Here is a 19,347-nt window from a genome sequence, read left to right as displayed (position 1 = left end):
AGCCAAGGTGGGGGCGGTGCCCCCGTTTTTCAAGCCTGCAGCGTGCGTTCGGCGGCTTCGACGGTGTTGACCAGCAGCATGGCGATGGTCATGGGGCCCACGCCCCCGGGCACCGGGGTGATCGCGGATGCGACGGTGGCGGCCGAATCGAAATCCACGTCGCCGACGAGCCTGCCGGATTCGAGCCGGTTGATGCCCACATCGATCACCACCGCGCCGGGTTTGACCATGTCGCCGGTGACGATGCCGGGCCGGCCCGTGGCCACCACCAGCACATCGGCCCGGCGGGTCTGGGCGCCCAGGTCGCGGGTCTTGGAATTGCACAGCGTCACGGTGGCGCCGGCCGCCAGCAGCAGCATGGCCATGGGCTTGCCGACGATGTTGCTGGCGCCCACGATCACGACCTCGGCGCCCCGCAAGGGGACGTTCTCCGATTCCAGCATCTTCATCACGCCGTAGGGCGTGCAGGGGCGGAACAGGGGGCGGCCTGTCATCAGCAGGCCGGCGTTGCTGACATGGAAGCCGTCCACGTCCTTGGCCGCGCTGATGGCCTCGATCACCAGGCCGGTGTCGATGTGGCCGGGCAGGGGTAGCTGCACCAGAATGCCATGGATGGCCGGATCGGTGTTGAGGGTCTCGATCACGTCCAGCAGTTCACCTTCGGACGTGTCGGCGCCCAGCGGGATGACGCGCGAATGCATGCCGGCCGCCGTGCAGGCGGCGGCCTTGTTGCGCACGTAGACCTGGGAGGCGGGGTCCTCGCCGACCAGCACGACTGCCAGCCCGGGGGTGACACCCTGGGCCTTGAGCGCGCGCACGCGTTCGGCCACCTCGCCGCGCACCCGGGCGGACAGGGCCTTGCCGTCGATGATGCGGGCGTCCATGTCAGGCTTCCTCGGCGCGGGCCAGGGCGATCTTCATCAGGTCGGCCACAGTGGTGACCTCGAGCTTTTCCATGATGTTGGCGCGGTGGGCCTCGACGGTCTTGATGCTGATGTTCAGGTCGCCGGCGATCTGCTTGTTCAGGCGGCCGGCCACGATGCGTTCCAGCATCTGTTGCTCGCGAGCCGTCAGCCGTCCGAGCACGGCTTGCTGGTCGCGCTGGGCGTGAGCCTCGCGCACGCGCTCGCGAGCCTGTTCCAGCATGCCGGCCACCAGAGCGCGCAGATCGGCCTCGTTGAAGGGTTTTTCCAGGAAATCGACGGCGCCTTTCTTCATGGTGGAGACCGCCATCGGCACGTCCCCGTGGCCGGTGATGAAGACGATGGGCAGCGGAGCCTTGCGGGCGATCAAGGATTCCTGCAGTTCCAGGCCGCTCATGCCGGGCATTCGGATGTCGGCGATCAGGACACCGACCTGTTCGGGATCGTAGGCGGCGAGGAATTCCTCGGCGCCGGCGAAGCTGCGCACGGCGTAGCCGTTGGCCTCGAGCAGCCAGCGCAGGGAATCGCGGACCGCCTCGTCGTCGTCGACGATATAGATGGTGCTGGGGATTTGGATGTCGCTCATGCGTGCTGTTCCTCCGTGATTTCCGTGGTCTGGGGACGCGGCGGGGCCTTGGGCAGGGTGAAGCGGAAGATGGTCCCGCCTTCCGGATTGGGGCTGGCCCACAGGCGTCCGTGGTGCGATTCGATGATGGTGCGGCAGATGTTCAGGCCCATGCCCAGGCCTTCGGACTTGGTGCTGTAGAAGGGCTCGAACAGCCTTTCCGGATTGCGCAGACCGTGGCCGCGGTCGATGACGGCGATCTCGATCAGGGGATGCTGGTCGGTGATCCGGACGTGCAGGCTGCGACATTCGCTGTGTTCCATGGCCTCTACGCCGTTTTTCAGCAGATTCAGCAGCACCTGCTCGATGAGGATGGGGTCGGCCAGGACTTCGGGCATGGGGTCGGGCAGGTTCTGGACGATCTCGATGCGGCGCTTGCGAGCGTCGATGTCGGCGAAGCCGACGGCGTTTTCCACGATCCGCCCCAGTCCCACGGCTTGGCGGCGCGGCTCGCTGCGCTTCACGAATTCGCGGATGCGGCTGATGATCTTGCCGGCGCGCTCGGCCTGCTGGGAGGCCTTTTCGAGGGCCTGGAGCAGGGATTCGGGCGAGGCCTTGCCCGACTTGATCATCGCGACGGCCGCCATATTGTAATTGCTGATGGCTGTCAGCGGCTGGTTCAACTCGTGCGCCAGGGACGAGGCCATTTCCCCCATCGTGGTCAGGCGGCTGGTGAGTTGGGCCTTTTCCTGCTGTACGCGGGATTCTTCCTCGTGCTTGCGGCGTTCGGTGATGTCGCGCGCCACCTGCAGGCGCACGCGGCGGGAATCGGTCCAGGCCAGCATCCGGTGGTGGACCTCGAACCAGCGCTGGGCCGTGGCCGAGAACAGTTCCATGGTCTCGTCGGTGAAGCGGCCCAGGCGCCCGCCCAGCAGTTCCGCGTGGCCGCCGGTCTGGGCGCCGAACAGGCGCCGGTAGGTGCGGTTGGCGAACAGCAGCTCCAGGCCTTCGGGCGTGTCCGCCACGACGGAGATCGCGTCGTCCAGCCCTTCGAGCACGGTCATGAAGCGCTCGTGCGCGGCGGTCAAGGCTTCGCGGATGCGCTTGGGCTCGGTGATGTCGGTCATAGAGGTCATCCAGCCGATCTGCTCGCCCTTGGGGTCGCGCAGGGGCGAGACGTACATGCGCGCGGTGAAGCGCGAGCCGTCGCGCCGCTGGGCCTCGATTTCCAGGCCGCTGCTGGGGGTGCGTCCCGACAGCAACTGGGCCAGGGTTTCACGGTGGTGGTCGTGGCGCCCCGGCAGCCAGTAGGGGAAGGGAGCGGTGCGGCCGATCAGGTCGGCCTCGTTCCAGCCGATCATGCGGCAGAAAGCCGGATTCACGTAGGCGATACGGCCCTGCATGTCGAACACGCGCATGCCCGTGGACATGGAGTTCTCCATGGCGCGGCGGAAACCGGTCTCGGCAATCAGGGCGGCCTCGGCCTGGGTGCGGAAGCGCGTGTAGCGCCACAGCGCCAGCAGGCTGAAGACGATCACCAGGGACAGGGCGAACACCACCATCATCAGGCGCTGCTGGCGGGTTTCCTGGTCGATGGTGACGAACATCACGCTGTCGCTTTGCAGACGCTGCAGCCAGATGAAGGCGCCCATGACGCACAGATAGAGCACGAGTACGACCGCCGGCGTCAGCCAGTACAGACGGCGGCTGTGGCGAGCATGCTCGTAGAACGTCGTCGGAATCAGGGATTTGCGATTCGGGGAGGCCATGGACGTGAGGGTATCGCGATTGCATCATTTTAGACGTGAAAACCGCATTCAATTTTTCACATAATAAAAATACATATCATCTAATGAAATTTTGCTTGTGCTGGCGCAGGGTCTTTCCTAGAATGGCTGCAAGTGCCGGCTCCCGGGGCGCGTCCGCGCCCGGGGCTTCCGTTGCAGTGCCGCCGGCGCATGTCCCCCCTCTCTTCATCGGGCTGGCGCGATGTGTGGTCGCGTCATCGAACCACACCACAGGAGACACACACCATGTCCTCTCTCGAACATGTCCACGACGCGGCGACGGTGGACGTCGATCAGCAGGAAACCCAGGAATGGATCGATGCGCTGGAAGCGGTCCTCGATCGTGAGGGCGCGGAGCGCGCCCACTACCTGATCGAGCGCCTGATCGACCTGGCCCGCCGCAGCGGCGCCCACATTCCCTATTCGCTGAACACGGCTTACGTCAACACCATCCCCCCGGGGCTGGAGCCGGCGCACCCGGGCAACATGGTTCTCGAGGAGCGCATCCGTTCCTACATCCGCTGGAACGCCATGGCCATGGTGGTCAAGGCCAACAAGGTCGAGCCCGCCGACGGCGGCAGCCTGGGCGGCCACATCGCCTCCTTCGCCTCGCTGGCGACCATGATCGAATGCGGCCAGAACCATTTCTGGCACGCCGAATCACCCGACCACGGCGGAGACCTGGTGTATTTCCAGGGCCACTCGTCTCCGGGCATGTATTCGCGCGCTTTCCTCGAAGGCCGCCTGACGGAGGAAAACCTGAATTACTTCCGCCAGGAAGTCGGCGGCAAGGGCAAGGGGCTGTCCTCCTATCCGCACCCGAAACTGATGCCCGATTTCTGGCAGTTCTCGACGGTGTCGATGGGCCTGGGGCCCATGATGGCCATCTACCAGGCCCGTTTCCTGAAATACCTGCACGCCCGCGGACTGGCCGACACGGCTCAGCGCAAGGTCTGGGTTTTCGTAGGCGACGGCGAGATCGACGAACCCGAGACCCTGGCCGCCATCGGCCTGGCCTCGCGCGAGAAGCTCGACAACCTGATCTTCGTCGTCAACTGCAACCTGCAGCGCCTGGACGGTCCGGTGCGCGGCAACGGTAAGATCATCCAGGAGCTCGAGGGCGCTTTCCGCGGCAATGGCTGGAACGTGCTCAAGCTGATCTGGGGCGGCTACTGGGATCCCCTGTTCGCCCGCGACAAGGAAGGCATCCTGCGGCGGATCATGGAAGAGACCGTGGACGGCGAATACCAGGCCTACAAGGCCAACGACGGCAAGTTCGTGCGTGAAAAGTTCTTCGGCAAGCATCCCAAGCTGCTGGAGATGGTCAGCCGCATGAGCGACGAGGACATCTGGCGCCTGAACCGGGGCGGGCACGACCCGCACAAGGTCTACGCGGCCTTCGCCGCCGCCGCCGGCCACAAGGGCCAGCCTTCGGTCATCCTGGCCAAGACCATCAAGGGCTATGGCATGGGCCATGTCGGCCAGGCCAAGAACCCCACCCACCAGCAGAAGAAGCTGGATGTCGATTCGGTGCGCGAATTCCGCGACCGCTTCAACATTCCCATTCCAGACGACAAGCTCGATGAGATCCCCTTCTTCAAGCCGGCGGAAGATTCTCCCGAGATGAAATATCTGCACGAGCACCGCAAGGCGCTGGGCGGCTACCTGCCGCATCGCCGCCGGAAGGCCGACCAGTCCCTCCCGGTGCCGCCCCTGGACACCTTCAAGGCCGTGCTGGAACCCACCGCCGAGGGCCGGGAGATCTCCACGACCCAGGCGTTCGTGCGGGTACTGAACCAGATTCTGCGCGACAAGGACCTCGCCCCGCGCGTGGTGCCCATCCTGGTGGACGAGTCCCGCACCTTCGGCATGGAAGGCCTGTTCCGCCAGATCGGCATCTACGCCCCCGAAGGCCAGAAGTACGTGCCGGTGGACAAGGGCCAGGTGATGTACTACCGCGAGGCCGAGAACGGCCAGCTGCTGCAGGAAGGCATCAACGAAGCCGGCGGCTTCAGCTCGTGGATCGCGGCGGCGACGTCGTATTCCGTCAGCAACTGCATCATGATCCCGTTCTTCATCTATTACTCGATGTTCGGCTTCCAGCGCTTCGGCGACCATGCCTGGGCGGCGGGCGACATGCTGGCGCGCGGCTTCGTGCTGGGCGGCACGGCCGGCCGCACCACGCTGAACGGCGAGGGCCTGCAGCACGAAGACGGGCACAGCCACATCCAGGCATCCCTGATCCCGAACTGCGTGGCCTACGATCCGGCCTTCGCGCATGAGGTCGCCGTCATCATCCGCAGCGGCCTGCAGCGCATGATGCATGACCAGGAAGACGTGTTCTTCTACATCACGGTCATGAACGAGAACTACGCCCAGCCGGGCCTGAAGGCCGGGGACGAGGAAGGCATCCTGAAGGGAATGTACAAGCTCCAGGCCAGCGCCAAGCCCGCCAAGACCCACGTCCAGCTGATGGGTTCGGGCACGATCCTGCGCGAAGTCCTGGCGGCCCGGGAACTGCTGGAAAAGGACTGGGGCGTGACCTCGGACGTCTGGAGCGTGACCAGCTTCACGGAGCTGCGCCGCGACGGACTGGACGTCGAGCGCCACAACCTGCTGCATCCGGCCGAGCCGGCCGGTGAGTCCTACGTCACCCGCCAGCTGAAGGGCACCCAGGGCCCGATCATCGTCTCCACCGATTACATCAAGGCCTACGGCGACATGATCCGCCCCTTCGTGCCGAACGGTCGCCACCTCAAGGTCCTGGGGACCGACGGCTTCGGCCGCTCGGACTTCCGCTCCGAACTGCGCAAGCATTTCGAGATCGACCGTCATTTCGTGGTCCTGGCCGCCTTGCGCAGCCTGGCCGACGAAGGCGCCATCGACATCAAGAAGTGCGCCGAGGCGATCGCCAAGTATGGCATCGATTCCGACAAGGCCAACCCGCACCACGCCTGAGGAGGACGAACAACATGAGCAATATCGTGGAAATCAAGGTCCCCGACATCGGCGACTTCGACTCGGTCGAGGTGATCGAGATCCTGGTGGCGGCGGGCGACACGATCGAGGCCGAACAGAGCCTGATCACGGTCGAGTCGGACAAGGCCTCCATGGAGATTCCGGCCTCTCAGGGCGGGGTGGTCAAGGCGGTCAAGGTCAAGCTGGGCGACAAGGTCAGCGAAGGCTCGGTCATCCTGGATGTCGAGGCCCCGGGCGCCGCCGCACCCGCATCGGCCCCGGCCGCCGCATCGGCTCCGGCCGCCGTACCGGCTCCGGCCGCTCCGGCCCAGACCGCTGCCCTCGCTCCGGCCGCCGGAGGCGGCACGCAGTCCGTGGTCGTGCCCGACATCGGTGATTTCGACTCGGTCGAGGTCATCGAGATCCTGGTCGCCGTGGGCGACACCATCCAGCCCGAGCAGAGCCTGATCACCGTGGAGTCCGACAAGGCCTCCATGGAAATCCCGGCCTCGGTGGGCGGGGTGGTCAAGGAACTGAAGGTCAAGCTGGGCGACAAGGTCTCCCAGGGCGGGGAAATCCTGGTGGTGGAAACCGCTGGCGGCGCGTCCCAGGTCCCGGCCGTCGCCGCGCCGGCTGCGGCCCCGGCCCCGGTTCCGGTTCAAGAACCGGCTCCCGTTCAGGCGGCGGCCCCCATGGCCTCCAGCGCGCCGGAGCGCACCTCGCCGACGGCGTCCTTCGCCGAGGCCGATGTGCCCCTGCGCAACCTGCCGCACGCCTCGCCCTCGGTGCGCCAGTTCGCCCGCGAACTGGGCGTGAACCTGACCCAGGTCACCGGCAGCGGCCCCAAGAACCGCATCACCGCCGACGACGTGCGCGCCTACGTCAAGCAGGCCCTGTCCACCGGCGGCTCCAGCCCCGTGGGCTCGACCGTGCCGGCGGGCGGCGGCTTCAGTGTGCTGGGCTGGCCCAAGGTCGATTTCGCCAAATTCGGCGAAATCCAGACCAAGCCGCTGTCGCGCATCAAGAAGATCTCCGGCGCCAACCTGCACCGCAACTGGGTCATGATCCCGCACGTCACCAACAATGACGTGGCGGACATCACCGAACTGGAAGCCCTGCGCCAGCAGTTGAATGCGGAAAACAAGAAGTCCGGCGCCAAGGTCACCATGCTGGCCTTCCTGATCAAGGCCGTGGTCGCCGCACTGAAGAAATTCCCGGAATTCAACGCCTCGCTGGACGGCGACAACCTGGTGCTCAAGCACTACTTCCACATCGGCTTCGCGGCCGACACGCCCAACGGCCTGGTGGTCCCGGTGATCCGGGACGCCGACAAGAAGGGCGTGATGGAACTGGCAGCGGAAACCTCCGAACTCGCCGCCCTGGCCCGCGAGGGCAAGCTCTCGCCCTCGCAGATGCAGGGCGGCTGCTTCTCGATCTCGTCCCTGGGCGGCATCGGCGGCACGGATTTCACGCCCATCATCAACGCGCCCGAAGTCGCCATCCTCGGCGTGTCGCGCTCGGCCATACAGCCGGTCTGGGACGGCAAGGCCTTCCAGCCGCGCCTGATGCTGCCGCTGTCGCTGTCCTACGATCACCGCGTGATCGACGGGGCCGCCGCCGCGCGCTTCAACGCCTATCTGGCTGGCCTGCTGGCGGACTTCCGCCGCATCATCCTGTAAGGGGGACGGCATGAGCCTCATCGATCTGAACGTCCCCGACATCGGCGACTTCGACGCGGTCGAAGTCATCGAGATCCTGGTCAACGTGGGCGACACCATCCAGGCCGAGCAGAGCCTGATCACCGTGGAGTCCGACAAGGCCTCCATGGAAATCCCGGCCGAGCAGGGCGGAGTGATCAAGGAAATCCTCGTCAAGCTGGGCGACAAGGTTTCCCAGGGCACGGCCGTGGTCCGCGTCGAGGCGGCCGGCGCCGCCACGTCCGCTCCGGCCGCGTCCGCCTCGGCTCCGGCTCCGGCTCCGGCCGCCGCCGCGCCCGTTCCGGCGGCCCCGGCCCCGGCGCCCGCGCAGTTCTCCGGCGCGGCCGACGGCGAATACGACGTCCTGGTGCTGGGCGCGGGTCCCGGCGGCTATTCGGCCGCCTTCCGCGCCGCCGACCTGGGCTTGAAGGTCGTCCTGGTGGAACGCTATGCCACCCTGGGCGGGGTCTGCCTGAACGTCGGCTGCATCCCCTCCAAGGCCCTGCTGCACACCGTTGGCGTGCTGGAAGAGGCCAGGACCCTGGCCGCCCACGGCATCGCCTTCGGCGAGCCGGCGATCGATCTGGACAAGCTGCGCGGCTACAAGGACTCGGTGGTGGGCAAGCTCACCGGCGGTCTGGCCGGCATGGCCAAAGCCCGCAAGGTCACGGTCATCCAGGGTGTGGGTACCTTCGCCGATCCGCACCACCTGACGGTGGCCAAGGCGGACGGTGGCCAGGCCACGGTCAAGTTCGCCTCCGCCATCATCGCGGCCGGCAGCCAGTCGGTGAAGCTGCCGTTCCTGCCGGACGATCCGCGCATCGTCGACTCCACCGGTGCGCTGGCCCTGAAATCGGTGCCCAAGCGCATGCTGATCGTCGGCGGCGGCATCATCGGCCTGGAAATGGGCACGGTCTACTCCGCGCTGGGCGCCCGCCTGGACGTGGTGGAAATGCTGCCCACCCTGATGACCGGCGCGGACCGCGACCTGGTCAAGGTCTGGGACAAGATGAACGCCAAGCGCTTCGACCACGTCATGCTCAACACCAGGACGGTGGGGGCGCAAGCCAAGGAAGACGGCATCTGGGTCACCTTCGAGGGCGAATCCGCCCCCAAGGAACCCCAGCGCTACGATCTGGTGCTGCAGGCCGTCGGGCGCTCGCCCAACGGCAAGAAGATCGGCGCGGAGAACGCCGGCGTGGCGGTGTCCGACCGGGGCTTCATCGCCGTGGACAAGCAGATGCGCACCAACGTGCCGCACATTTATGCCATCGGCGACATCGTGGGCCAGCCCATGCTGGCGCACAAGGCCGTCCACGAGGCCCACGTGGCCGCCGAGGTCATCGCCGGCCACAAGGCCTTCTTCGACGCGCGCGTGATCCCCTCGGTGGCCTATACGGATCCCGAGGTGGCCTGGGTCGGGCTGACCGAGGAAGCCGCCAGGAAGGACGGTATCACCGTCAAGAAGGGCCTGTTCCCCTGGCAGGCCTCGGGCCGCGCCATCGCCAACGGCCGCGACGAGGGCTTCACCAAGCTGTTGTTCGACGCGGAAACCGGCCGCATCCTGGGCGGCGGGATCGTCGGCACCCACGCGGGCGACCTGATCGGCGAGATCGTCCTGGCGATCGAGATGGGCGCGGATTCCGTGGATATCGGCAAGACCATCCACCCGCACCCGACGCTGGGGGAATCGGTCGGCATGGCCGCCGAAGTCGCCGATGGCCACTGCACCGACGTGCCGCCCGCGCGGAAGAAGTAAAAGGACCTCCACGCCGCGCAGCCCGCGGGCTGCTCGGATTCACCAGGCCATGATTCACCAGGCCATGAGCCAGTCCGCAAGGGACTGGCCCATGGCCGGGCTCATCCAGGCGGCGATAGGCTTCCTTGCGGGCGGTAGGGCTGTCCGGCGAGTCTCCAGACGGCAGGTGCTAATATCGGCACCTGCCGTTTTTCATTGTCGAAGTCCACTCATGTCCCTCTCCGCTCCCGCCCCGGGCGCCGCGCTCGCCGACTGGCTGGCCTACCTCGAAACCCTGCATCCGAAAGCCATCGATCTGGGCCTGGACCGCACCCGCGCCGTGGCCGGCCGCCTGGCCCTGTCCCTGGACTGTGTCAAGATCACCGTGGCCGGTACTAACGGCAAGGGTTCCACCTGCGCCATGCTGGAGTCCATGCTGCTCACCGCGGGCTACAAGGTCGGCAAGTACACCTCGCCCCATCTGTTGCGCTTCAACGAGCGCATCCGCGTGAACGGCGAGGAAGCCTCCGACGCGGACATCGTGGCCCAGCTCGAGCGCGTCGAGGCCGCCCGGGAGGGCGTCACCCTGACGTATTTTGAAATGACCACGCTGGCGGCCTTGCTGCTGTTCCAGGCTGCCAGGCTGGACGTCGTGGTGCTGGAAGTCGGCCTGGGCGGCCGGCTGGATGCGGTCAACCTGATCGATGCCGATTGCGCCATCCTGACCAGCGTGGATCTGGACCACATGCAGTATCTGGGCGATACCCGCGAGGCGATCGGCCGTGAGAAGGCCCATGTCTTCCGGCCCGGAAGGCCCGCGATCTGCGCCGATCCCATCCCGCCGCAAACCGTGATCGACCACGCCGATGCGATCGGCGCCGATCTCTGGCGCGTCGGGATCGACTTCAATTATTCCGGCGATCGCCAGCAATGGGCCTACGGCGGCCGCTCGCAGCGCCGCAACGCGCTGGGCTATCCCGCCCTGCGCGGCGCCAACCAGTTGCTGAACGCCTCGGCGGCCCTGGCCGCCCTGGAGGCCCTGCGCGACCGCCTGGTGGTCACCCAGCAGGACGTGCGCCAGGGCCTGCTGCACGTCAGCCTGCCGGGACGCATGCAAATTCTGCCCGGGCTGCCCGCCACCATTCTGGACGTGGGGCACAATCCGCATGCGGCCTCGGCGCTGGGCCAGAACCTGGACAGCATGGGCCATTATCCGCACACCTACGCGGTGGTCGGCATGCTGCGCGACAAGGACATCGAAGCCACGCTGTCGCGCCTGTCACGGCGCGTGGACCGCTGGCTGTGCGCCACGCTGGGCGGGCCGCGCGGCACTACCGCCCAGGATCTGGCCGCCGTCGTGCGCCGCATCGGCGGCGATCAGGCGCCCGCGGATCCCTTCATCGCCCAGACCAGCGAGATCGTCCGGCCCACGGGCGAGCACAAGCCCGGCGTGCGGGCCGCGCCCCGGCCCGCTGTGGCCGCCCGGGACGTCCAGGTTTCGACTTTTGACAGTCCGGAACAAGCCTTTGCCGAGGCCAGGAGACTGGCGACCGACAATGATAGAATCCTCGTGTTCGGATCGTTTGCCACAGTCGGCCCGGTGCTCGAAGTCCTGCGCCGCGAAGGCCGGGATGTCCTAGCCTGATCGGGCCGGGAGGCCGATCCGCCACTTTTGATGGGTTGGCTGCACGATGTTTTTTCGCAAGGGAACCGAAACGGGACAACGCGCGGCGGCGCGATCCGCCGGCACCGAGGCCCAGCTCCGCGAATTGCGCGTGAAAGCCCGCCGCCGCCTGATTGGCGCCCTGGCGCTGGTGCTGGCGGCCTTCATCGTCGTGCCCTGGCTGTTCGACGAACCTGTTCCCGATGACACGCACGCTCCGATCGTGGTGCCCGCGCCGGTCGCCGGCCTGCCATCTGCGGCCGAGCCCTCCGTCGCCCAGCCCGATGCCGCCGCGGCGGGCGGCCAGGTCCAGAACGAGCGTCCGGCCGACACGGCGGCCTCCGCCGCGTCCGAACCTGCCGAACCACCTCAGACATCCGCTCCTCAGGGTCAGCCGCCAGCGGCCGCCGCGTCCGAACCCGCGCCCGCCGAGCCATCCAGGGCCCAGCCCGAGCTCCCGCGTGAAAAGCCTGCCGCCGAGCCTGCCCGGACCGCCGAGCGCCCAAGCACGGACAAGCCTTCCAGCCGTGCCCCGGCCGACCGCACCGACGACGGCTCCGTCGCCCTGGCCCTGCTGGCCGGCAAGACGCCGCCCGCGGCCCGGTCCGAAGCCCGGCCCGCCGCCGGGGGCCGCTATTATCTCCAGGTCGCCGCCTATACGACCGAGCAGGACGCCCAGGCGCGGCGCGACAGCCTGCGCCAGGCCGGCGTCACCGACGCCTACGTCGAGCGCGGCCAGTCCAACGGCCGCACCGTCTACCGGTTGCGGGTGGGGCCCTTCGGCTCCCACGAGGCCGCCCAGGCGGCCCAGACCCGGCTGCGGGCCCTGGGCTACCAGAACGGCCTGATCTCCGGCAAGTGACCAGCTTCGACTACTTCGTCCTGGCCGTGGTGGCCGTTTCGGCCCTGATCGGCCTGCTGCGCGGCTTCCTGCGCGAAGTCCTGTCACTGGTCGCCTACGTCGCCGCCTTCGTGGCCGCCATCTGGTGGGGGCCGGCGGCGTCGGACTGGCTGCTGGGCCTGATCGACAACGGCCTGCTACGCACGCTGGCCGCCTATGGGGCGATCTTCATCCTGGCCCTGCTGCTGGTCGGCCTGCTGAACATGGCGCTGGGCGCGCTGGTGGACCGCACCGGCCTGACGCCGGCCGACCACGGCCTGGGCGCGGTATTCGGCGCGGTGCGCGGCGTGGTGCTGGTCCTGGCCCTGGTGGGTCTGGCGGGCTACACCCAGCTTCCCCAGGAACCCTGGTGGCGGGACGCGCGCACCTCGGCCGCGGCCGTCCGAGGCTTCCAACACGTCAAATCACTGCTGCCGACCCAGGTGGCGGAACTGCTTCCCTATTAGCCGGAATTCATTCTTATGTGCGGAATCGTGGGTGTGATGGGGCGCGGCCCCGTCAATCAGCTGATCTATGACAGCCTGCTGCTGCTGCAGCACCGGGGCCAGGACGCGGCGGGTATCGCCACCGCGCACGACCAGTTCTTCAGCATGCACAAGGCCCACGGCCTGGTGCGCGACGTGTTCCGCACGCGGAACATGCGGGCGCTGCCAGGCAACAGGGGGCTGGGGCAGGTGCGCTACCCCACGGCGGGCTCCAGCGCCAGCGTGGACGAGGCCCAGCCTTTCTATGTGAACGCGCCATTCGGCATCACCTTCGTGCACAACGGCAACCTGACCAACTGGCGCGAACTGCGCGAGTCCCTGTTCAAGCACGATCGGCGCCACATCAACACCAATTCCGACTCCGAGGTCCTGCTCAACGTCTTCGCCCACGAACTGCAGCAGGCGTCCAATGGCGTCACCCTGGACGCGCACGCGGTGTTCCAGGCCGTGCGCGCGGTGCACCGGCGCGCCAAGGGCGCCTACGCCGTCATCGCCGACATCAGCAGTTTCGGCCTGGTGGCCTTCCGCGACCCGCACGGCATCCGGCCCCTGTGCCTGGGGCGAAACGACACGGAATCCGGTCCCGAATGGATGCTGGCCTCCGAGTCCGTGGCCCTGACCGGCAGCGGTTTTTCTCTGGTACGCGACATCGCGCCCGGCGAGGCCGTCGTGATCACGGAGGACGGCGAACTGAGCGCCGAGGCCTGCGCCGACCCCGGCCTGGAGCAAACCCCCTGCGTCTTCGAATACGTCTATTTCGCCCGGCCGGATTCCGTGATGGACGGGGTCTCGATCTACGACGCGCGCCTGCACATGGGGGAATACCTGGCGGACAAGGTCGCCAAGTCGCTGCGCCTGGGCGACGTGGACGTGGTCATGCCGATTCCGGATTCCTCGCGGCCGTCGGCCATGCAGCTGGCCGCTCGCCTGGGGTTGAACTACCGCGAGGGCTTCATCAAGAATCGCTACGTCGGCCGCACCTTCATCATGCCCGGCCAGGCTGTGCGCAAGAAATCCGTGCGCCAGAAGCTGAGCGCCATCGACATGGAATTCCGCGGCAAGAACGTCCTGCTGGTCGACGATTCCATCGTGCGCGGCACCACCAGCCGCGAGATCGTCGACATGGCCCGGGCAGCGGGCGCGAACAAGGTCTTCTTCGCCTCGGCGGCGCCGGCGGTTCGCTATCCGAACGTCTATGGCATCGACATGCCGACCCAGGCGGAACTGATCGCTACCGGACGGGACGAGGCGCAGATCGCCCGCGAGATCGGCGCAGACGGCCTGGTCTACCAGGATCTGGACGATCTGGAGCAATCCCTGCGCGACCTGAATCCGGTCATGCGGTCCTTCGAATCGTCCTGCTTCAACGGCCGCTACGTCACCGGCGACATCGACGACGCCTATCTGGAACGTTTGAGCCGCACCCGGGGACTGCCGCAACGCTCCGGCGCCATGGCGGCGACCGAGGACGAAAGTTGAGTCCACTCCCCACGTCGCGCCTTGCAAGGCGCTCCGATTCGCCAGGCGCTGCTCAGTCCGCAGGGGACTGAGCAGCGTCCGGGCTCATCCACAGCGCGGCCAGCGCCAGCACGGCGCAGACGACGAAGAGCATCAGGCCCCATAGCGCGTATTCCACGCCCAGCAGGTTGACACGGGCGTCCATGCAACTCGCGTAGATGCCGAACAGCCAGGGCAGGGCGGCGTCCAGCCCCGATGCCGTGATGAAGCGATCGGCGAAGGTCTGCGCGCAGGAAAACATCTGCGAGGCCACGTTGTACTGATACCAGGCGGCGACGGCGCCGCCCGCGGCCAGGATGGCTGCCACTGCCGCACCGATGCGGCGCACGATGGCCGGCCCCCAGCCCATGCCCGCCAGCCCGCAGGCGGCGGCGGTGGCCAGCAGGATCAGCCGCTGCAGCACGCACCAGGCGCAGGGCTTCATGCCGAACGCATATTGCGAGATCAGGGCGAAGCCCACGGCGGCCAGGCACAGCAGGGCGACGAGGCGCAGGAGACGGTCGGAGCGGGTCAGGATCATGGTGGAGGCGTGGTCGGGTTCGTCGAGGAAAAAGGAGGGGGAATGTCGGATGCCGCCGCGCCCAGCGCTTCCAGCACCTGGCGCTCGAACTGCATCTGGCCGCGAGGATGCTCCAGGCCGGGGCCGTCGAGGACGAAGATGTCCTCCACCCGGTCGCCCAGGGTCATGATCTTGGCCATCTTCAGGCCGACGTCGTGGCGGGCGAACACCCGGGCCAGGTCGTGCAACAGGCCGACGCGGTCGGCCGCCGTGACCGACAGTCGCCAGTTGCCGCCCTGTTCGTCGGGCTGCAGCGTGACGCTGGGCATGATCGGAAAGGCCCGGGATCGGCGCGACCCCGGATGCGGTGCCGGGGCGTCCCGGCGCGCGGCCGGGCCGTCGGTCAGCGCGGCGCGCAGCTCATGTTCGATCAGGGAGGCGTGGGAGCGATAGTCGCGGTCGTGCTCGGGCAGCAGCACGATGAAGCTGTCCAGCGCCCAGCCCTGGCGCGTGGTATGGATGCGGGCGTCCTGGATGCTCAGGCCGTGACGGTCGAAATAGGTGCAGATGTCCATGAACAGGTCCGGCCGGTCGGGCGCGTAGGCGAGGATCTGCAGGGCCTCGCTCTGGCCCAGGACGCGGGCGCGCACGACCGGGTCCGGCCCCTGGAAGCAATGGTACAGGTGCCGCGTGTGCCAGGCGATCTCGTTGGCGTCGTGGCGCAGGAAATAGGCCACGTCCAGTTGCGACCAGAAGGCATCGCGGCTGTCGTCGCGCAGCCCCATCCGGCGGATTTCGGCCGCGGCGGCGTCCTTGCGCAGGGCCAGGATGGTCCGGGTGTCGGGCTGCTCGCCCCCCAGGGCCGCGAGCGTGCGGTGATAGAGGTCCTCCAGCAGCTTGCCCTTCCAGGTGTTCCAGACTTTGGGGCTGGTGCCGCGGATATCGGCCACGGTCAGCAGATACAGGGCGGCCAGCCGGCGCCGGGATCCGACCCGCGCGGCGAACTCGTGGATCACCCGGGGATCGCTCAGGTCGCGCTTCTGAGCCACCTGGGACAGGGTCAGGTGCTCGCGCACCAGGAAATCCAGCAGTTCGACGGATTCGCGCGGCAGCTCGTGGCGGCGGGCGAAGCGGCGGACCTCGGCGGCGCCCAGCTGCGAATGGTCGCCGCCGCGTCCCTTGGCGATGTCATGGAACAGGGCCGCCACGTACAGCAGCCAGTGGTCATCCAGGTCGGCGATCAACTGGCTGGCCAGAGGGTATTCCTGGGCATGCTCCGGCATGGTGAAGCGCCGCAGGTTGCGAACCACCATCAGGATGTGCTGGTCCACGGTGTAAGCGTGGAAAAGATCGTGCTGCATCTGGCCGACGATGCGCCGGAACACGGGCAGGTAGCGCGGCAGGATGTTCCACATCGTCATGTCGCGCAGGGCGTGGACGATGCCGCGCGGCTGGCGCAGGATCTGCAGGAACAGGCGGCGGTTGGCCGGATCGTCGCGGAATGCGCGGTCGATGCGGTGGCGGGCGTGCCACATGGCCCGCAGGGTGCCGGCCGCCATGCCCTGTAGTTCCGGGTGCTGCTGCGTGACCAGGAACACCTTCAGCAACAGGCTGGGCGTGCGTTCGAAGGCGTCCGCGCGGACCAGGGCCAGCCGCTCGCGGCGGATGCAGAAATCGTCGTCGAGGGCGACGGCTTCGTCCTGGGGGCGGGGGAACAGGCGTTCCTCCAGCGCCAGCATCAGCAGCCGGTTGACCTGGCAGACCACGCGGGCGGCCCAGTAGTAGCGCTGCATCAGCAGTTCGCCGGCGCGCCGGTGCGGCTGATCGGCGAAGCCATAGACCCGGGCCAGGCGCGGTTGCAGGTCGAACAGCACGCGATCCTCGCGTCGCCCGGCCAGCAGGTGAAGTTCGATGCGCAGGCGCTTGAAGGCCAGTTCCGCCCGCCGCAGAGAGCGGAATTCGGCCGAGGTCAGCAGATCGGTACGCGCCACCGCGGTCCAGGTCGTGCCCAGGCCGGCCGCGCGCGCCAGCCACAACAGCACCTGCAGGTCGCGCAGGCCGCCGGGTGCTTCCTTGCAGTTGGGCTCCAGCGCATAGGGTGTGTCCTGATGGCGCGCATGCCGCTGCTGCATTTCGGTGCGCTTGGCCAGGTAGAAATCCCGGGGATCCAGCTCCTGCCGCATCCGTTCGCGGAAGCGCTGGAACAGCGACCGGCCGCCGGCCAGCCAGCGGGCCTCGAGCAGGGAGGTCTGAACGGTGATGTCGGCGGCGGCCTCGTGCCGGCATTGTTCCAGGGTACGCACGCTCAGGCCCGGCTCCAGCCCGATGTCCCACAGGGCGGCGACCAGAGCCTCGATACGTTCGCGGGCGGCGGCGTCGGGGGGGCGCTCAAGCAGGATCAGGATGTCCAGGTCCGAGCCGGGATAGAGTTCGCCACGGCCGTAGCCTCCGACAGCGGCCGCGCAGGCGCCGGCCGGCAGCGGGTGGATCTTCAGCAGGCCGCGCAGGGTATCATCGGCAATGCGCCGCAGGGTGGACAGCAGCGTGTCGGGCCGCAGGTGCGTGCGCCAGGACTGGATGGCCTCGATCCGGCGCGCCTGCATCCGGACGCGCAGTCCAGCCAGGGCGGGTCGGTGCGTGTCGGCGTTCTCCTGGTTCATAGCGCCCCCTTGGCGCTACGCGCTCCCCACCTCGCGTCCAGCCTCATCCTTGACGAAGGCGGGGGGCGCCGGCATGCCGGGTGACACCGTCAGCACCTCGTAGCCGTCGTCGGTCACCAGGATGCTGTGCTCCCATTGGGCCGACAGGCTGTGATCGCGCGTGACGACCGTCCACTGGTCGGCCAGGGTGCGGATTTCGCGGCGGCCGGCGTTGATCATGGGCTCGATCGTGAAGATCATACCCGGTTCCAGGCGCATGCCCGTGCCGGGCTTGCCGTAGTGCAGCACCTGGGGATCCTGGTGGAAGCGGCGTCCCACGCCGTGGCCGCAGTATTCACGCACCACGGAAAAGCCCGCGTCCTCGGCGTGCTTCTGGATGGCGTAGCCGATGTCGCCCAGAGCGGCGCCCGGGCGGACCTGCTCGATGCCCAGCCACATGCATTCGTAAGTGGTGTCGATCAGGCGGCGGGCCAGGATGGACGGTTCGCCCACGCAGTACATGCGGCTGGTGTCGCCGAACCAGCCGTCCTTGATGATGGTGATGTCCATGTTCAGGATGTCGCCGTTCTTCAGGACCTTGTCGCCGGGGATGCCGTGGCAGATGACGTGGTTGACCGAGATGCAGATGGAGGCGGGAAAGGGCGGATAGCCCGGGGGCGCGTAGCCCACGGTGGCCGACTTCACGTGCAGCGTGTTCGTGAGGTAGTCCATGCACAGGCGTTCGAGTTCCCCCGTCGTGACCCCGGCGCGCACGTGGGGTTCGAGGTAGTCCAGGATGCTGGCGGCGGCCTGGCAGGCGGCGCGCATCTGGTCGAGTTCGTGGGGATCGGTGATGACTGGGCTCATGGGATGCTTGCTGTGTGGACGAGATGAATAGTAGAATTATAGGCTTAGCTGTAAATAGCGTGCCTGGCCGCACAGGGTGTCCGCGGTCTGCGCGGGTGAAGCCGAGCCTGAAACCAGCCTGGGGCCTGTCGAGAAAGGCCCTGGCCCGGGTAATTCAGGCGTCAAGATTCAGGCGTCAAGAGATTCCTTCATGGATCGATGGCTTCGCTCATGTTAGTCCCGGATACTGGCCAGGTACAAGACCAAACCCTCTTGGAGAATTTTCATGTCGCTCATGCGCGAAATGCTGGAAGCCGGTGTGCACTTTGGCCACCAGACCCGTTACTGGAACCCGAAGATGGCCGAATACATCTTCGGCCAGCGCAACAAGATCCACATCGTCAACCTGGAACGCACGGTTGAAAAATACCTGGAAGCCAGCCAGTTCGTGCGCCAGGTGGCCGCGCGCGGCGGCAACGTGCTGTTCGTCGGCACCAAGCGCTCCGCTCGCGAACTGGTCGCGGCCGAGGCCCAGCGCTGCGGCATGCCCTACGTCGACAGCCGCTGGCTGGGCGGCATGATGACCAATTTCAAGACGGTCAAGACCTCGATCAAGCGTCTGAAGGACATGGAAGCCCAGCAGGCCGAAGGCGCCACCGAGCACATGACCAAGAAGGAAGCGCTGATGTTCGCGCGCGAGATGGACAAGCTCAACAAGTCCATCGGCGGCATCAAGGACATGAACACGCTGCCCGACGCGCTGTTCGTGATCGACGTGGGCTACCACAAGATCGCCGTGGCCGAAGCCCGCACCCTGGGCATCCCGGTGGTCGGCGTGGTCGACACCAACCACTCGCCCGAAGGCATCGATCACGTCATCCCGGGCAACGACGACTCCTCCAAGGCCATTGCCCTGTATGCCCGCGGCATGGCCGACGCCGTGCTGGCCGGGCGCGAGCAGAGCCTCAACGGCCTGGTCGAGGAACTGGCCGAAGGCGAGGAATTCATCGAGGTCGAGCAGGATCAGGATCAGGAATAATTTCCTGCCTTCCGCCGTCCCGGCCCGCCGCCGATGGGCGGCGGACTCGTCGCGCGCCCCCGTCGGCGCGCGCATTGATTGAACAGGAG

Annotated in this window: 14 protein-coding genes; 8 read left to right on the top strand and 6 right to left on the bottom strand. The window is 67.3% G+C overall.

What is annotated here, in order from left to right:
• Window positions 1-29: 29 nt before the first annotated feature.
• From folD to ACTPOE_RS03380, 3 genes are read right to left on the bottom strand one after another with little or no spacing between them, the layout of a single operon-like run.
• Complete coding sequence (folD, locus tag ACTPOE_RS03390) at window positions 30-884, bottom strand: bifunctional methylenetetrahydrofolate dehydrogenase/methenyltetrahydrofolate cyclohydrolase FolD (protein ID WP_458870802.1); 855 nt, start codon at window positions 882-884, stop codon at window positions 30-32.
• Window position 885: 1 nt separating this feature from the next.
• A complete protein-coding gene (locus tag ACTPOE_RS03385) occupies window positions 886-1,509 on the bottom strand; it encodes a response regulator transcription factor (RefSeq protein ID WP_458870801.1) in 624 nt (207 codons plus the stop codon).
• Window positions 1,506-3,257 carry a PAS domain-containing sensor histidine kinase gene (locus tag ACTPOE_RS03380; RefSeq protein ID WP_458870800.1) on the bottom strand — a complete coding sequence of 584 codons (1,752 nt, stop codon included), beginning with the start codon at window positions 3,255-3,257 and terminating at the stop codon, window positions 1,506-1,508. Before ACTPOE_RS03380 ends, ACTPOE_RS03385 begins: the two co-directional genes overlap by 4 nt.
• Before the next feature lie 264 nt (window positions 3,258-3,521).
• Here ACTPOE_RS03380 and aceE point away from each other — a divergent pair, with 264 nt between their 5' ends.
• The 7 genes from aceE to purF all read left to right on the top strand — a co-directional run bounded on the left by aceE (window position 3,522) and on the right by purF (window position 14,196).
• Complete coding sequence (gene aceE / locus ACTPOE_RS03375) at window positions 3,522-6,233, top strand: pyruvate dehydrogenase (acetyl-transferring), homodimeric type (RefSeq protein WP_458870798.1); 2,712 nt, start codon at window positions 3,522-3,524, stop codon at window positions 6,231-6,233.
• A gap of 14 nt (window positions 6,234-6,247) precedes the next feature.
• Window positions 6,248-7,912 carry a dihydrolipoyllysine-residue acetyltransferase gene (gene aceF / locus ACTPOE_RS03370; RefSeq protein ID WP_458870797.1) on the top strand — a complete coding sequence of 555 codons (1,665 nt, stop codon included), beginning with the start codon at window positions 6,248-6,250 and terminating at the stop codon, window positions 7,910-7,912.
• A gap of 10 nt (window positions 7,913-7,922) precedes the next feature.
• Window positions 7,923-9,689 (top strand): dihydrolipoyl dehydrogenase, encoded by a 1,767-nt coding sequence (lpdA, locus tag ACTPOE_RS03365; RefSeq protein WP_458870796.1) that lies wholly within the window; start codon window positions 7,923-7,925, stop codon window positions 9,687-9,689.
• Window positions 9,690-9,900: 211 nt separating this feature from the next.
• A complete protein-coding gene (folC, locus tag ACTPOE_RS03360) occupies window positions 9,901-11,313 on the top strand; it encodes a bifunctional tetrahydrofolate synthase/dihydrofolate synthase (protein ID WP_458870795.1) in 1,413 nt (470 codons plus the stop codon).
• Between the two features lie 46 nt (window positions 11,314-11,359).
• Window positions 11,360-12,193, top strand: coding sequence for an SPOR domain-containing protein (locus ACTPOE_RS03355; RefSeq protein ID WP_458870793.1), 834 nt, complete (start codon window positions 11,360-11,362; stop codon window positions 12,191-12,193).
• Window positions 12,190-12,678, top strand: a complete 489-nt coding sequence (locus tag ACTPOE_RS03350; RefSeq protein ID WP_458870792.1) for a CvpA family protein — start codon at window positions 12,190-12,192, stop codon at window positions 12,676-12,678. Before ACTPOE_RS03355 ends, ACTPOE_RS03350 begins: the two co-directional genes overlap by 4 nt.
• Before the next feature lie 15 nt (window positions 12,679-12,693).
• A complete protein-coding gene (gene purF, locus ACTPOE_RS03345; protein ID WP_458870791.1) occupies window positions 12,694-14,196 on the top strand; it encodes an amidophosphoribosyltransferase in 1,503 nt (500 codons plus the stop codon).
• Window positions 14,197-14,248: 52 nt separating this feature from the next.
• Here purF and ACTPOE_RS03340 read toward each other — a convergent pair whose 3' ends face one another.
• Genes ACTPOE_RS03340 through map form a run of 3 tightly spaced genes read right to left on the bottom strand, consistent with a single transcriptional unit; the run spans window position 14,249 to window position 18,240 of the window.
• Entirely contained in the window at window positions 14,249-14,749 is a 501-nt protein-coding gene (locus ACTPOE_RS03340) for a disulfide bond formation protein B (RefSeq protein WP_458872741.1), read from the bottom strand.
• Window positions 14,750-14,751: 2 nt separating this feature from the next.
• Window positions 14,752-17,394 (bottom strand): [protein-PII] uridylyltransferase, encoded by a 2,643-nt coding sequence (locus tag ACTPOE_RS03335; protein WP_458870790.1) that lies wholly within the window; start codon window positions 17,392-17,394, stop codon window positions 14,752-14,754.
• A gap of 15 nt (window positions 17,395-17,409) precedes the next feature.
• Entirely contained in the window at window positions 17,410-18,240 is an 831-nt protein-coding gene (gene map, locus ACTPOE_RS03330; protein ID WP_458870789.1) for a type I methionyl aminopeptidase, read from the bottom strand.
• A gap of 265 nt (window positions 18,241-18,505) precedes the next feature.
• Between map and rpsB the strand changes: the two genes are divergently transcribed.
• Entirely contained in the window at window positions 18,506-19,258 is a 753-nt protein-coding gene (rpsB, locus tag ACTPOE_RS03325) for a 30S ribosomal protein S2 (RefSeq protein WP_458870788.1), read from the top strand.
• Window positions 19,259-19,347 lie beyond the last annotated feature (89 nt).

The organism is Castellaniella sp. WN (assembly GCF_054457555.1).
Note: the sequence above shows the minus strand (reverse complement) of the source record. Positions and strands in the feature narration are given on the sequence as shown.